This window comes from Chryseobacterium sp. AC417 (assembly GCF_979258215.1).
In genome coordinates, this window is sequence record NZ_OZ409845.1 from 1,586,989 (window position 1) to 1,600,328 (window position 13,340).

General features: G+C 35.0%; 12 protein-coding genes. 3 read left to right on the forward strand and 9 right to left on the reverse strand.

Annotated elements, in window-relative coordinates:
* Positions 1-19 precede the first annotated feature (19 nt).
* The 8 genes from ACZZ9T_RS07720 to ACZZ9T_RS07755 form a co-directional block, all read right to left on the reverse strand.
* Entirely contained in the window at positions 20-919 is a 900-nt protein-coding gene (locus tag ACZZ9T_RS07720; protein ID WP_463441583.1) for a pirin family protein, read from the reverse strand.
* Between the two features lie 77 nt (positions 920-996).
* Positions 997-1,314 carry a GNAT family N-acetyltransferase gene (locus ACZZ9T_RS07725; protein WP_463441584.1) on the reverse strand — a complete coding sequence of 106 codons (318 nt, stop codon included), beginning with the start codon at positions 1,312-1,314 and terminating at the stop codon, positions 997-999.
* 41 nt (positions 1,315-1,355) lie between these two features.
* A complete protein-coding gene (locus ACZZ9T_RS07730) occupies positions 1,356-2,231 on the reverse strand; it encodes a pirin family protein (RefSeq protein WP_463441585.1) in 876 nt (291 codons plus the stop codon).
* 119 nt (positions 2,232-2,350) lie between these two features.
* The gene (locus ACZZ9T_RS07735) at positions 2,351-3,754 is read right to left on the reverse strand and encodes an MFS transporter (protein WP_463441586.1); all 1,404 of its coding nucleotides are present in this window, start codon (positions 3,752-3,754) and stop codon (positions 2,351-2,353) included.
* Between the two features lie 86 nt (positions 3,755-3,840).
* On the reverse strand, positions 3,841-4,656 hold the full coding sequence (locus ACZZ9T_RS07740) for a hypothetical protein (protein WP_463431044.1): 816 nt from the start codon (positions 4,654-4,656) through the stop codon (positions 3,841-3,843).
* 145 nt (positions 4,657-4,801) lie between these two features.
* Positions 4,802-6,469 (reverse strand): asparagine synthase B, encoded by a 1,668-nt coding sequence (gene asnB, locus ACZZ9T_RS07745; protein ID WP_463441587.1) that lies wholly within the window; start codon positions 6,467-6,469, stop codon positions 4,802-4,804.
* A 316-nt stretch (positions 6,470-6,785) separates the two neighbouring features.
* Positions 6,786-8,450 carry a GLPGLI family protein gene (locus ACZZ9T_RS07750; RefSeq protein WP_463441588.1) on the reverse strand — a complete coding sequence of 555 codons (1,665 nt, stop codon included), beginning with the start codon at positions 8,448-8,450 and terminating at the stop codon, positions 6,786-6,788.
* A 102-nt stretch (positions 8,451-8,552) separates the two neighbouring features.
* A complete protein-coding gene (locus tag ACZZ9T_RS07755; protein ID WP_463441589.1) occupies positions 8,553-9,758 on the reverse strand; it encodes an RsmB/NOP family class I SAM-dependent RNA methyltransferase in 1,206 nt (401 codons plus the stop codon).
* Between the two features lie 137 nt (positions 9,759-9,895).
* On the opposite strand from ACZZ9T_RS07755, the gene ACZZ9T_RS07760 reads away from it, so the two are divergent.
* Positions 9,896-10,240 (forward strand): zinc ribbon domain-containing protein YjdM, encoded by a 345-nt coding sequence (locus tag ACZZ9T_RS07760; protein ID WP_463441590.1) that lies wholly within the window; start codon positions 9,896-9,898, stop codon positions 10,238-10,240.
* 264 nt (positions 10,241-10,504) lie between these two features.
* On the opposite strand, the gene ACZZ9T_RS07765 is transcribed toward ACZZ9T_RS07760, so the two are convergent.
* Positions 10,505-11,440, reverse strand: coding sequence for a sulfate/molybdate ABC transporter ATP-binding protein (locus tag ACZZ9T_RS07765; protein ID WP_463441591.1), 936 nt, complete (start codon positions 11,438-11,440; stop codon positions 10,505-10,507).
* A 77-nt stretch (positions 11,441-11,517) separates the two neighbouring features.
* Between ACZZ9T_RS07765 and ACZZ9T_RS07770 the strand changes: the two genes are divergently transcribed.
* Together ACZZ9T_RS07770 and pheS are read left to right on the forward strand one after the other, a co-directional pair.
* Entirely contained in the window at positions 11,518-12,177 is a 660-nt protein-coding gene (locus ACZZ9T_RS07770) for a YceI family protein (protein WP_463441592.1), read from the forward strand.
* Positions 12,178-12,301: 124 nt separating this feature from the next.
* Positions 12,302-13,312: a phenylalanine--tRNA ligase subunit alpha gene (gene pheS, locus ACZZ9T_RS07775; RefSeq protein WP_463441593.1), complete on the forward strand. Its 1,011-nt coding sequence runs from the start codon at positions 12,302-12,304 to the stop codon at positions 13,310-13,312.
* Positions 13,313-13,340 lie beyond the last annotated feature (28 nt).

The window sequence follows — 13,340 nt, forward strand, 5'->3', positions numbered from 1 at the left end:
TAGGATGTAGATTTACATTTTATTTTCTGTTTAAAATCGCTTTAGGAAGCGGAACATATTCGTTCTCATCACCCGGAACTAAAGGAAAAGCATCATGATTTTGATCATTCCAGTCTATTTTTGCTTTATCAATCAGTTCTTTATCTGAGTTTACAAAATTCCAGAATATGAAACGTTCTTCATCAAATGGCTCACCACCAAAAAGATAAACCGTTGCATTGTCGCTCATTTCGAATTCACAAAGTTGGGTATTTTTAGCAATCAAAAGTTGTTTAGAGCCATAATTATTATCTTCAATATTTACAGTTCCGTCTAAAACATACATGGCAGCTTCTCCGTAAAGATCTTGCCCGATGCTGATTTTCTGTGCGGTTTTGGTTTTAATTTCGATAAAAAATAATTTGCTGTGAACAGGAACCGGAGACTTCTTTCCGAAAGCTTCACCTGCAATTAATTTATACTGAACTTCATTTTCTTCCCAAACAGGGAGTTCGTTTGCTTCAATGTGGCTGAAAGTTGGCTCACTTTGCTCAAGATGTTTCGGGAGACCTACCCAGATTTGGAAGCCATGGAGTTTTTTATCTGTTGTTCTTAAATATTCCGGAGTTCTTTCTGAATGTACAACACCTTTTCCGGCGGTCATCCAATTAACAGCTCCGGGTTTTATTTCAAGAGCACTCCCGATGCTGTCTCTGTGAAAAATAGATCCTTCCAATAAATAGGTTAAAGTTGAAAGACCGATATGCGGATGCGGCGGTACATCAAGATTTTGAAAATCTTTCAATTCTGCAGGCCCCATGTGATCGATAAATACAAAAGGTCCTACCGCTCTTTTTTCACGAAAAGGCAATAATCTTCCGACTAAAAAGTTTCCTATATCTGCTGATTTTTCCTCTAATATGAGTCCGATGTTTGACATGATGAGTTTCGTTTTGGTTTTTTGTTTAAGGCTAATTTAATCAAATATTTCTAATGTTGATGCTTGATGAATATTATTTAAAGTTTGTTATATCCTTCAAATCTCTCATCAACAATACGTTTCCATTCCGGGTGTTTTTTAATGAATGCAAAAACGTATGGGCAGAAGGGCAACAATTTTTTTCCGCTTTCATCTATGTAGAGCAATGTTTTTTCTACAACGGCTGCAGCGGCTCCGGTTCCTGCTAATTCCGGTTCTGCTTCGGTGTGTATTAAGGCAATTTGCTGACTGGTTTCTTTACAGTCGATAAATGCAAAATGACCGTTAAACTCAATTTCAAATCTCTTTTTTTCCTCGTTTTTTACTAATGGAATGTTTTCAAATTCTGGTTTCATGATTGTATAATTTAGTACTTAATGTTGAATTTTAAATGAAATTAATCCTCCAAATATCCGAATTTTCCGGTATTGAAATCTTCAAAAGCCTGCATAATTTCTTCTCTTGAATTCATAACAAAAGGTCCATGAGAAAAAATAGGTTCATTGATTGGCTCACCGCTGATTATCAATATAATTGAGTCTTCGGTTGCTTCAATACTGAAATTTTCACCTTTGTTTTCAAATAAAATAAAATGATTAGCTGATACTTTTTCTTTGCCATTTACAATGATGTTTCCTTCAATAACTAAAGCAGCCGTAGTAAACTGAGCAGGAAAATTAAAGTTGGCTTTTCCTCCTGATTTTAATTTGGCATTCATCATGTTTAACGGTGTGAATGTAGATGCGGGACCCTTGTTTTCTTCAAATTCTCCGGCAATGACTTCAATAAATCCGTTTTCACCCAAATCTACTTTTTTCATTTCTGAATTGGAAATCGCCTGATATTTTGGTTTGGTCATCTTGTCTTTTGCAGGAAGATTCACCCAAAGTTGAACCATCTGGAAAATTCCGCCTTGTTTAGACCATTCTTTTTCGTGATATTCTTTATGGAGAACTCCACTTGCTGCAGTCATCCATTGTACATCTCCTTCGGCAATGATCCCACCACCACCTGCGCTGTCGTGATGTTCAACCTTCCCCTGATAAGCAATGGTGACTGTTTCAAAACCTCTGTGCGGATGTACACCAACACCTTTTGGAGTTCCGGATGGATTAAAATGAAATTTAGAATTATAATCTAACATGAGGAATGGATCCATTCTTTTCATATCTAATCTCTGAGCACTGGGAATAAAATTATGCACCCTAAAACCGTCACCTACAAAATGGGCAGGCTTTGGGGGAATTACAATCTCTACTTTTTTAGTTGTCATAATATGCTTGTTTTACTATTAAACAAAATTATAACAGTTAGAAGAGAATTACATTGATGTGTGGTAATTAGTGAGTTTTGGGTTGGAGAGCTTTAGAGTCAGAGGTAAATGCTTGAGTTTTATTCTTCTGAATTCATGTTTCTGCCATCCGACACGTGAAGTCTTCTGAAGACCAAACTTGATAAAATGGTTAAAATTCCCACCGTAAGAAAGGTAAAACGGAAAGCGTTGTGAGTTTCATGCCTGATAAGTTCAGGACTGTTTTCGTAGATTTTTAAAACAATCAGACCAAAAGCAATTCCGAATCCGATGGCTAATTGCTGATTGACAGAAATCAAAGAATTTCCGCTGCTCGTTTGGAAGTTACGTAAATCTGCAATCGAAATGGTATTCATGGACGTGAATTGTATCGAATTGAAAAATCCTAATATGGCAATAATCGGAATAAACCAAAATAAGGAAGAGTTGATATTCGGAATAGCAAGACAACAGATCAAAGTACCAATAATGAATGTATTGACCATCAAAGTTCTTTTGTAACCGAATTTATTTAAAATTTTAATAACAGATGATTTTCCAAACATTGCGGTTAATGCCATTGGAGCAATGATCCAGCCTGATGTAACTGCCGATTCGCCATAAGCAATCTGAATCATCAGCGGAAGCAAAAGCGGAACAGAGCTGATTCCCAATCTTGTCGCAAGATTTCCCACAATTCCTACCCGGAAAGTTCGGACCTGAAATAAATTCAAAGGAAAAATCGGATTGTTGCCTCTTTTTGCATGTCGGTAATAATAATACAGGAATAAAAATCCTAATATGAAAACCAATAAAACCGGTGTGATATTCTGCATATCTCCAAAAAGCTCGAGCGACACAGAAAGTAGGAGAGAGGCTGCAGCAAAGATCATAAAACCTTTAAGATCAAAATCTGTATCTCTTGAATTATAATTGGGCATATATTTTAAACCTAAAACAATTCCTAAAACTCCGATTGGAATATTGATAAGAAAGATCCAGTGCCAAGAAAGATAATCTACCATATAACCTCCGACCAACGGACCTAAAACAGGACCGATCAAAGCAGGAACAATGGCAAAATTCATCGCTTTGAGCAATTCGTTTCTGTTGAAAGTTTTTATTAGGGCTAATTTTCCGACAGGTGTCATCAAGCTTCCGCCAACTCCCTGAATCACGCGCGAAATCACCAAATGAGTAAGATTTTGAGAAAGCGCACAAAAAACCGAACCTAAACTAAAAAGTGCCAAAGCAAAAATAAAAACTCTTCTGGTTCCAAAACGATCTGCCAAAAATCCGCTTGCAGGCATGAAAACAGCTAAGGTCAGAACATAACTGATGATGGCATTTTGCATATTCAGCGGAGATTCTTTTAAATCTCTAGCAATCGAGGGAAGGGAAGTGTTGAGGATTGTTGAATCGAGCATCTGCATGAAAATGGCAGTTGCTAAGATTAAAGGAAGAACTTTTTTTACGGTCTGTCGTGGGGATGTAGTTGTCGGCATAAATAAGAAATGATTTTAAAAAAGCAATTTTAAAACCATTTTATAATATTAAAAAAGTCCTGCGATTTCTCGCAGGACTTATGGGTTTATTTTCTAGGCTTTTCTACTCCTATCCACGCTTCACCTTCTCTTTTGACCTGGCTCAATGTGAAAGTTTTAAAATCGTCAGTTTTGTATTCGATGTTGTCTACGTTTTGCTCAAACGGCATAATGTAGAAGAAGTCTTTATCTGTTTTATCAGCTTTAGTTCCTTTCTTTACCGTAGGCATATATTTTCTGTTGAATTTATATTTTGGTAAGTACTGTTTCAATGAAGCGTAGAATTTCTTGTCTTCCTTTTCGTTAGGAACAATATCTACAATATTAAATTCGTCTTTTTTCTTATCAACCCAAAGATAATAAATGGTTTCCTCCATTGTCTTTTTATTCAGAGAAGCAAAGCCGAAAAATTCTTTTGGTACCAATTCTTTTATTCTTTCTGCATCAACCTTTGTGAAATATTCACCTTGAGAAGGATCTACATACGTTTCCAGATTATACAATAAAACCTGATTATTCTGGAAATTTTTGTTTTTGAAATATTGATCCAAAGATAATTCTGCAGTTTTTCTCAATTCTTTTCCTCTGTCATCCAGTTTTTTTGTAGGATTCTGAGGATTTACTTTTTTTACGAAGTTGTAAAGAACTACAGGCTTAATATCCGCAAGGTGAGGGAAGGTTTTTAGCTGTTCAGCTTTTACCAACCAATAATATTGCTGATAATAATCGTCTTTTTCGGCAGGTTTTACACTTTTATAGGTAAGAGCCAGCTTTTTAGAATTAAGATATTTTCCATATTTACCTTGTCCAAAAGCAAAGCTTACAGATAGTAAAGCAAATAAAATAGTAATGTTTCTTTTCATTTTACAGCAAAGATTTTTTTGATTTTTCAAATATAATTATTTATTAGATAATAAGTTTAATACTTAGTTAAATTATACAAATATTATTGATTTTATTCAAGAAAAAATCCTGTAAGGATACAGGATTAATAAATTTCAATATTTTTTAATAAGAGGTTTCGTGTACTTTCACTGCTCTTCCGCTTGGGTCATTCATTTTTTTAAATGCTTCATCCCATTCTAATGCAATAGGAGTAGAACAGGCTACAGAAGGTACAGAAGGTACAGTTGCAGCCGCAGTTTCACTAGGGAAATGTTCTTCAAAAATCGTCCGGTAACGGTACTCTTCTTTGTTTTGAGGGGTGTTTAAGGGGAATCTGAATTTTGCATTCACCATCATTTCATCAGTTACATATTTTTTAGCCACTTCTTTCAATGTGTCAATCCATGAATAACCTACGCCGTCTGAGAACTGTTCTTTCTGTCTCCAAGCAATAGATTCCGGTAAGATATCTTCAAACGCTTTCCTTAAAACCCATTTTTCAATCTTTCCTTCTTCTTTACGGATCATTTTATCTTGTGGATTTACATTCATTGCAATATCCATAAATTCTTTATCCAAAAACGGAACCCTGCCTTCGATTCCCCAGCTCATCAAAGCTTTATTGGCTCTCAGACAATCATAAAGATGTAATTTTCCTAATTTCCTCACCGTTTCATCATGGAATTCTTTCGCATTCGGAGCTTTGTGAAAATACAAATAACCACCAAATAATTCATCTGCACCTTCTCCTGAAAGAACCATTTTAATTCCCATCGATTTGATGACCCTTGCTAAAAGATACATCGGCGTAGAAGCCCTGATTGTTGTAACGTCATAGGTTTCCAGATGATAAATCACATCCCGAATTGCGTCTAAACCTTCCTGTACGGTAAAATTTACCTCATGATGAACCGAGCCAATGTGTTCCGCTGCTTTTTTTGCTGCCGCCAAATCCGGAGAACCTACCAATCCAACTGCAAAACTATGGAGTTTGGGATACCAGGCTTCCTGCGTATCACCACTTTCAATTCTCTGTCTTGCATATTTTGCTGTAACAGCAGAAATTATCGATGAATCTAAACCTCCCGAAAGTAAAACTCCATAAGGAACATCGCTCATCAACTGTCTGTGAACCGCATCTTCTAATCCTTTTCGGATTGCCTGAATGTCTGTCACGTTGTCTTTTACTGCTTCAAAGCTTTCCCAGTCTCTTTTGTACCATTGCTGAAGTTCACTGCCTTCAATACTATAGACATAATGTCCAGGAAGAAATGTGTCGATTTTTTTACAAATTCCTTCCAAAGCTTTCAGTTCAGAGGCAATGTAATAGTTTCCGTTTTTGTCCCACCCTTGATATAAAGGGCATATTCCCATGTGGTCACGGGCAATCAGATAAATGTTGTTCTCAATATCATATAAAGCGAAAGCAAATATTCCGTTGAGTTTTTCGATAAAATCTTTTCCGTATTTTTGATATAAAGCTAAAATAACTTCGCAGTCAGATTTAGTTTGAAACTCATAGTTCGGAAATTCTTCCTTCAGCTCACGGTGATTGTAAATTTCGCCGTTTACAGCCAAAACTATTTTGCCGTCTTTAGAAAAGAAGGGTTGCTTTCCTGAAGTAGGATCTACAATGGCGAGTCTTTCATGAGAAAATAAGATTTTATCATTTTGAAAAACACCACTCCAGTCCGGACCCCTATGACGAATTTTTTTAGACATTTCCAAGACCTGTGGTCTTAATATTTCGGTTGGTTGTTTGGCATCAAACAAGCATACAATTCCACACATATTATTTTTATTTAAAGCAAAAATACTTATTAAGTATAAATTATAAAATAAAAATCAATATAAAGTTAATATTTTACATTAATTAAATACTATTAATTAATTTTTTAATCTTTAAAGTAGAGTATGCGTGTTTAAACTTAATTTTTTTCTATAAGAAATAAGAAGTTGATTTTAAAAAAATAAAAAAAGTTGCAAAACATTGATGTATGATAATTAATAATCCAAATATTTTTCATTCCTTTGTGGCTCGAAATAATTTTTTTTCATCATTTGTGTTTTTACCTCCTTGTAATAATATTGCAAGGAGGTTTTGTTTTTATTCAACTCCTAATATTACACTCGAAATATTCCATGAACTAAAGCTTGTTCCTTCTGATTCGCCTTGAGGAATTTTTACCTGAATAGTGTGTTTTCCGGCTTTTAAATCACCCAATTGAATAAAGTTTGGATGAGTAATGGTTCCGGGACACCAGTTTGATCGGCTGAGGTCTGAAGAAGAAAGTCCGTCCGGAAAATTCCCGGAAGCAGGATTGTAGAGTCGGTAAGATCCGCAATCGGTTCTCCAGGGAATGAATGAGAATATCATTTTTCCATCCAAGTAAATGGAATTTTCTTTTGGAATAAATTCATCACCGTTTTCCCAACCACCATGACCGGTTGTTATATATCTTAATTGAGCGTTTTTTAAATCCTTTTCTAAATTGAATTCCACAAAAAGCCCTTTTTCATTGTTGAACATTGTGGCATAATCCTGTCCCGCCATTTCCATAATATTTGTGGTATTGAAAAGCGGAATTATTTTGTTGTTTTTATGAACAATCTGATCACTTTTGTGGATGGTAATATCCAGACTTACCTTGTGACCGCCTTTATCATAATTTCCGATGAAAGTTCCTACCCAGATTTCTTTTTCAGAAAGTGATGGTTTCAACTCTGTAATATCCTGACGAAACGGACTTACCGTTTGCCAGGTTTTACCTTTTAATTCTAAATTGTTAAACTTATTGATACCGAATGCGGTAAAAAATCTCATCAGTTCTACCGTTGGCAGATAATTTTCGCTGGAAATAATTCCAAAATACTGTTTCCCGTTTCCGTTTTCATAAGCGGGAAGTGTTTTTACTCCTTTTTCCAATCCGTCAAAAAAAGATTGCGATTTATCTTCGGGAATAAAAAATACGGTTCCGGTTCTGTCGTAAGCGTCACCATTCGATTGTTGTTTTAATTCGGCAAAAACATTTTCGCCCTGAGAAATCTTTGGAAATTTGATTTTCTTTAAAAGAATAGTTCCGTTGGCAAATCTTTTTATATTTTCGTCAGATTTTGACTGATCCGAGAAATTAATGATTTCGTTTTCAAAAACTTTTAATGTGGTAAATCTGCTTTTCCAAAGCAAATCTTTGTAGCTTAAAAGATCTGTCGTAGTAATCGGCTTATTGATGATATTTTCAATTGCTGATTTTTTAATTTTTTTTAGTGACGTTGCTGTAGTTGCAGAATTTCCGTTTCGTTCGATTTCTAAGACTAAACCTAAATTTTGTCCAAGACTTGATGGTCCACCTTTATATTTCAAATCATTGGTGTACCAGACTTCGATTGTGTTTGAATTGATTTTAGTGACTGCGTGTTTACAATGATATCCTAAAATTTTCGTTGTTTTATCAGTGAATTCAAAACTTTGTTTTGCAATCGATTCTGTATCAGAAGTAGAAATGATATCTCCGGGCTTTAGAAATCCATAAGATACAATCGTATTTGATGGTTTTTCGATCTTGTTGATTTCATAAGGATATTCATTTTTCTGGTCTTTTATTTTTGAATTTAAAATGTAGTTTTCGCTTTCATTGACCCAAACAATTGTAGGATTTTGATTAGGCTGTACTTTTCCGTTGTAAGAACTCGTGTACTGAATTTCGTAGGTCTGCGCAAAATTTAAAATAGATAATAGTGTGAAAAAACTGAGTAGTAATGATCTGATCATGATGAAGTGATGGTTTTTACAAAGGTAAAGTTTTGAATTAATTTAATAAAAAAAACTACTCTAGGAAAAATAGAGTAGTTTATATATTTATGTGAGATAAATTTAAGCCAATCTTTCGATCAAAGCCATGTAGAATCCGTCGTAGCCTTCGCTCGGCATTACTTTTTCATCTTTTACTAATTTGTAATCAGGGTTGTTTTTCAAAAATTCAGCAACCTGCTCGTTGTTTTCTGATGGAAGAATTGAGCAAGTGGCATATACCATTTTTCCGCCTTTTTTAAGGATTTTAGAATAATCCTGAATAATTTGCTGCTGTTCTTTTTTAATTCTGTCGATAAAAGCCTGGTCGATTTTCCATTTGCTGTCCGGGTTTCTTTTTAAAACTCCCAAACCTGAACATGGTGCATCAATCAATAATCTGTCAGCAGTTTCGTGAAGACGTTTGATTACTTTGTTATCAGAAATCATACGGGTTTCGATATTGTGAGCTCCGGCTCTTTTAGCACGGCGTTTTAGTTCAGCCAGTTTCCATTCGTAGATATCTAAAGCAATGATCTGACCTTTGTTGCCCATCAATGCGGCAAGGTGAAGTGTTTTTCCACCCGCTCCGGCACAAACATCGACCACTCTCTGGCCTTCTTTTACATCAAGAAAATATCCGATTTTTTGAGACGTGGCATCCTGAACTTCAAATAATCCGTCTTTGAATGCTGTGGTAAGAAAAACGTTCTTTTTTTCTTCTAACTGTACTGCATCCGGATAATTTTTCACCGTATAAGCCACTACATTTTCAACGGCAAGGTCTGAAATCAGTTCTTTGGCTGAAGTTTTCAGAGAATTGGCTCTCAAAACTGTTGGAGCCTGCTCATTCAGAGCTTTCATTTCTTTTTCCCAGATCGGGCCTAGTTCTTTTTCTAAAGTTTCAACCAGCCATTCAGGAATTGAGTATTCAATAGACTTTGTCGGAACTGTCCCTTTCTTCAGTTTAGTGGTAATGTCGGCGATTTTAATGCCTTCAAATTCTTCAAATCTTTTGTAATTGGTTTTGCTCCAAAGACAATACGCAACAATTAATTTATAAATATTGTCAGGTTTCACACTTTCACCCATGTAATATTCAAGACGTTTTTTCCAACGGATGATATTGTAGAAAATTTCGGAAACAACTGCTCTGTCCTGGCTTCCCCACTTTCTGTGAGCTTTTAAAAGTCTTTCTATTACTTTATCGGCGTATTTATTTTTCTCAAAAAAAGTTTCTTGTAAAGCATCGTGAATCCCGATTGCTAAGTTTCTGTGTATCAATTCCATTGTTGTAGTATGCTGTTTGAACTTGCAAAAATACGATTTTTTAATGATAAGTAATAAGTAATTGGCAATGAGTAATATCACTGAAATCTTAATTTTTAAATTTTCTATTTAATCATACATTTGCAAAAATTAAAATTATGAGTGACTCTTTAGTTTGTCCGAAATGCGGTTCAGAATTCACCTATCCAAGTGATAACATGACGGTTTGTTCACAATGTTTCTACGAATGGAATCCAGAAGAAACAAGTGCAGATGAGAACGGTTCAGGAAAAATTTTGGATGCAAACGGAAATGAATTGCAGAACGGAGATTCTGTAGTAGTTGTAAAAGATTTGCCCGTAAAAGGTGCTCCGAAACCTGTAAAAGCAGGAACTAAAGTTAAAAATATTCGTTTAAGACCAGACAGCGAACATAATATAGATTGTAAAATTGACGGTTTTGGGTCGATGGCTTTGAAATCTGAATTTGTGAAAAAAGCGTAATCAGCATCTCGCGTTTGGCTTTTGGGAATTAGCTAAAAGCTGTAGGAAAATACCAATAAAAAAAGGAAAAGATTGGACAGTGTAAACTTCCGAGACTTCATTGCGGGAGAAAGCTAATTGCAGTCTATTTACTGGAAGAGAATTGAACCAAAAGTTTCCTTATATTGTTGATGATTCAAATTTAGTAATTATGTTGAACATCAGATAGATAAATATATTTGATTTATCCACTAACTAACATTAAGGGTGCTAAAGAATTGTTAATTATTTGAATGAAATTTTCATTGAACCCTTTATCTTTTCATGGGTATGTATGATGAGCTCTTTATTTTTTGAAATAATTTTGTTCCAGTAATGATTTCCGGCAAATCTGCTTTCAAGAACTTGGGTGTCAAAACCGCTTTCTGAAATTTGTATCTGTTGCGGATAATAGGCGAAATTTGAAAGTTCAAAATCTTTCATTTCAGATTCAGTAAAAATATTGACCTCGCCGAAAAGTTTCGCAACGTAAGTATTATACGGATTTTTGTATGTTTCTTCCGGATTATCATTCTGTATCAATCTTCCGCTTTCCAGAATAACAATCTGGTCAAGCCAAGGGATGATATCTTGCAGTTCATGTGTAGAAATAATCAGGGAAATATTTTTTTCCTTTACATATCTGAAAAGTTTCTCACGAAGTTCAATTTTTCTTGCGTAATCGAGATGGCTGAAAGGTTCATCCAATAAAAGTAGTTTAGGCAAAACAGAAAGCGCTCTTGCGATGGCAACTCTTTGTTGTTGCCCTCCACTAAGATTTTTTGGCAGCACATGAGCAAATTCTAATAATCCTACAACTTCCAAAAGTTCATTGACAGTTTCTTTTTTCTTGGCTAAATTGATATTTGAAATAAACTTTCCAACATTATCTGCAACGGTCGCATAAGGCATTAAGTCAAAATTCTGTGCTACAAATTTCATTTCAGCTTCTCCGGGAACGAGATTACCTTTTGGTCCCATCAGTTTTTTGTTTTCAAAAACAATTTCGCCCTGCTCCCAGTTCAGAAGTCCGTAGATGAGACTTAATAAGGTAGACTTCCCGCAACCGCTTTCGCCTGCCAATGCAATTATTTTTCCTTCTCCCAATTTTAGGTTAAAGTTTTGGAATAAAGGATTTTCCTGAGTATGTGAAAAATATAAGTTGTTTATCTCTAACAGCATGAGGCAAAAATACGGTTTTTAGTAAACACTGGCATATTTTTAGTAATTTTGGAATGACTTAAAAAATTTAGTTCATTATGCAAAGAAAATTATTCTCTCTCACTGTTCCCGCACTTTTTGCCGCAGCTGTTTTTGTTTCATGTCAAAAAGAAAAACCGGTTACAGGTAATGGTAATGAGGTCACCACTACAAAAGATGGAAATAAATATGTTCTTGATACTTTAAACAGTAAAGTAGAGTGGAAAGGTTACAAAGTTTTCAAGTCTGAAAATACCAGTCATTTCGGAACAATAACTTTTGAAAGCGGCGACGTTACCGTAAAAGAAGGGAAATTAGAAAGCGGAAAATTCGTAGCAGATATGACTTCTCTTACTTCTGTTGATTTAAAAGATGATACAGAACAATTATCTAAATTGAACGGTCATCTAAAAAGCGGAGATTTCTTTGAGACAGAAAAATTTCCGACTGCTTCTTATGAAATTACAAAAGTAACTCCAACTGCTGAAGGCGATTATAATACACTTTTAGATGGTAATTTGACGATAAAAGGCATTTCAAAACCTGTGCAGTTCAACGCTAACGTTTCGGTAAAAGAAGGTGTGGTGAGCATTGCAACAGAGCCGAAAGATATCATGAGACAAGAATTTGGAGTCAAATTTCAAAGTCCTGTCGAGAACGGAGTGATTAAAGATGAGGTAAGTCTTCAGATTAATGTGAAAGCTTTAGAAAAGAAATAATTTATAGAACTTAAATAAACTTAAACCTGTCTTTATAAAAGAGACAGGTTTTTTATGATAAAATCAAAACTTTTTTAATTGGAAAACCTTATTTTTGCAGATAGATTTTGAAAGGGTTAATAGAATGACAGAAAAGATAGAAGAATTATTGCTAGAAGTAAACAGCTTCAGCGCAACATCCAAAGATGAGATTGAAAACTTCAGAATTAAGTTTAATGGTAAAAAAGGAGTTTTAAATGATTTTTATGAATCATTGAAGACAATTCCCAACGACCAGAAAAAAGATTTCGGACAGAAAATCAATTCTTTGAAGCAAGCGGTCGCTGCCAAATTGGAAGATTTTAAAGCGTCTTCAGAATCTTCTGTTATCCTTGAAAAAGAAGATCTTACAAGACCTGCTTTTCCTTTAGAATTAGGTTCCAGACATCCGATTAATTTAGTGAAAAACAGAATTATCGATATTTTCAAATCTATCGGCTTTGCTGTTGCAGACGGACCTGAGATTGAAGATGACTGGCACAACTTTACGGCACTGAATTTACCGGAATATCATCCTGCGAGAGACATGCAGGATACTTTCTTTATTGAACAGAATCCGGATATTCTTTTAAGAACGCATACTTCTTCGGTACAGATTCGTTATATGGAAGAAAATCAGCCGCCGATCAGGATTTTGTCTCCGGGAAGAGTGTTCAGAAATGAAGCAGTTTCTTCGCGTTCGCACTGTATTTTCCATCAGATTGAGGGTTTATATATTGACGAAAAAGTGAGTTTTGCGGATTTAAAACAAACGATTCAGTTTTTTACCACCGAACTTTTCGGAAAGTCAAAAATCAGAATGAGACCTTCTTATTTCCCTTTCACCGAGCCGAGTGCAGAGATTGATGTATATTGGGGATTAAATTCTGAAACAGATTACAGAATCACAAAAGGAACCGGTTGGTTAGAAATTATGGGTTGCGGAATGGTAGATCCTGCTGTTTTGAAGAATGTCAATATTGATTCTGAAAAATATTCCGGTTATGCTTTTGGGATGGGAATTGAAAGAATTACAATGCTTTTATACCAAATGAGCGATATCAGAATGTTCTTTGAAAATGATATCCGAACTTTGGAACAATTTAAATCATTATAGTCATTTATAAATAAATATATTCAAAATC

Excerpts from the sequence above, each read along its gene's own strand:
- ACZZ9T_RS07725 (WP_463441584.1), bottom strand. The coding sequence starts at position 1,314 with ATGAAACCAGAATTTGAAAACATTCCATTAGTAAAAAACGAGGAAAAA.
- asnB (WP_463441587.1), bottom strand. The coding sequence starts at position 6,469 with ATGTGTGGAATTGTATGCTTGTTTGATGCCAAACAACCAACCGAAATA.
- ACZZ9T_RS07755 (WP_463441589.1), bottom strand. The coding sequence starts at position 9,758 with ATGGAATTGATACACAGAAACTTAGCAATCGGGATTCACGATGCTTTA.
- pheS (WP_463441593.1), top strand. The coding sequence starts at position 12,302 with ATGACAGAAAAGATAGAAGAATTATTGCTAGAAGTAAACAGCTTCAGC.
- ACZZ9T_RS07740 (WP_463431044.1), bottom strand. The coding sequence starts at position 4,656 with ATGAAAAGAAACATTACTATTTTATTTGCTTTACTATCTGTAAGCTTT.
- ACZZ9T_RS07765 (WP_463441591.1), bottom strand. The coding sequence starts at position 11,440 with ATGCTGTTAGAGATAAACAACTTATATTTTTCACATACTCAGGAAAAT.
- ACZZ9T_RS07750 (WP_463441588.1), bottom strand. The coding sequence starts at position 8,450 with ATGATCAGATCATTACTACTCAGTTTTTTCACACTATTATCTATTTTA.
- ACZZ9T_RS07760 (WP_463441590.1), top strand. The coding sequence starts at position 9,896 with ATGAGTGACTCTTTAGTTTGTCCGAAATGCGGTTCAGAATTCACCTAT.
- ACZZ9T_RS07730 (WP_463441585.1), bottom strand. The coding sequence starts at position 2,231 with ATGACAACTAAAAAAGTAGAGATTGTAATTCCCCCAAAGCCTGCCCAT.
- ACZZ9T_RS07735 (WP_463441586.1), bottom strand. The coding sequence starts at position 3,754 with ATGCCGACAACTACATCCCCACGACAGACCGTAAAAAAAGTTCTTCCT.
- ACZZ9T_RS07720 (WP_463441583.1), bottom strand. The coding sequence starts at position 919 with ATGTCAAACATCGGACTCATATTAGAGGAAAAATCAGCAGATATAGGA.
- ACZZ9T_RS07770 (WP_463441592.1), top strand. The coding sequence starts at position 11,518 with ATGCAAAGAAAATTATTCTCTCTCACTGTTCCCGCACTTTTTGCCGCA.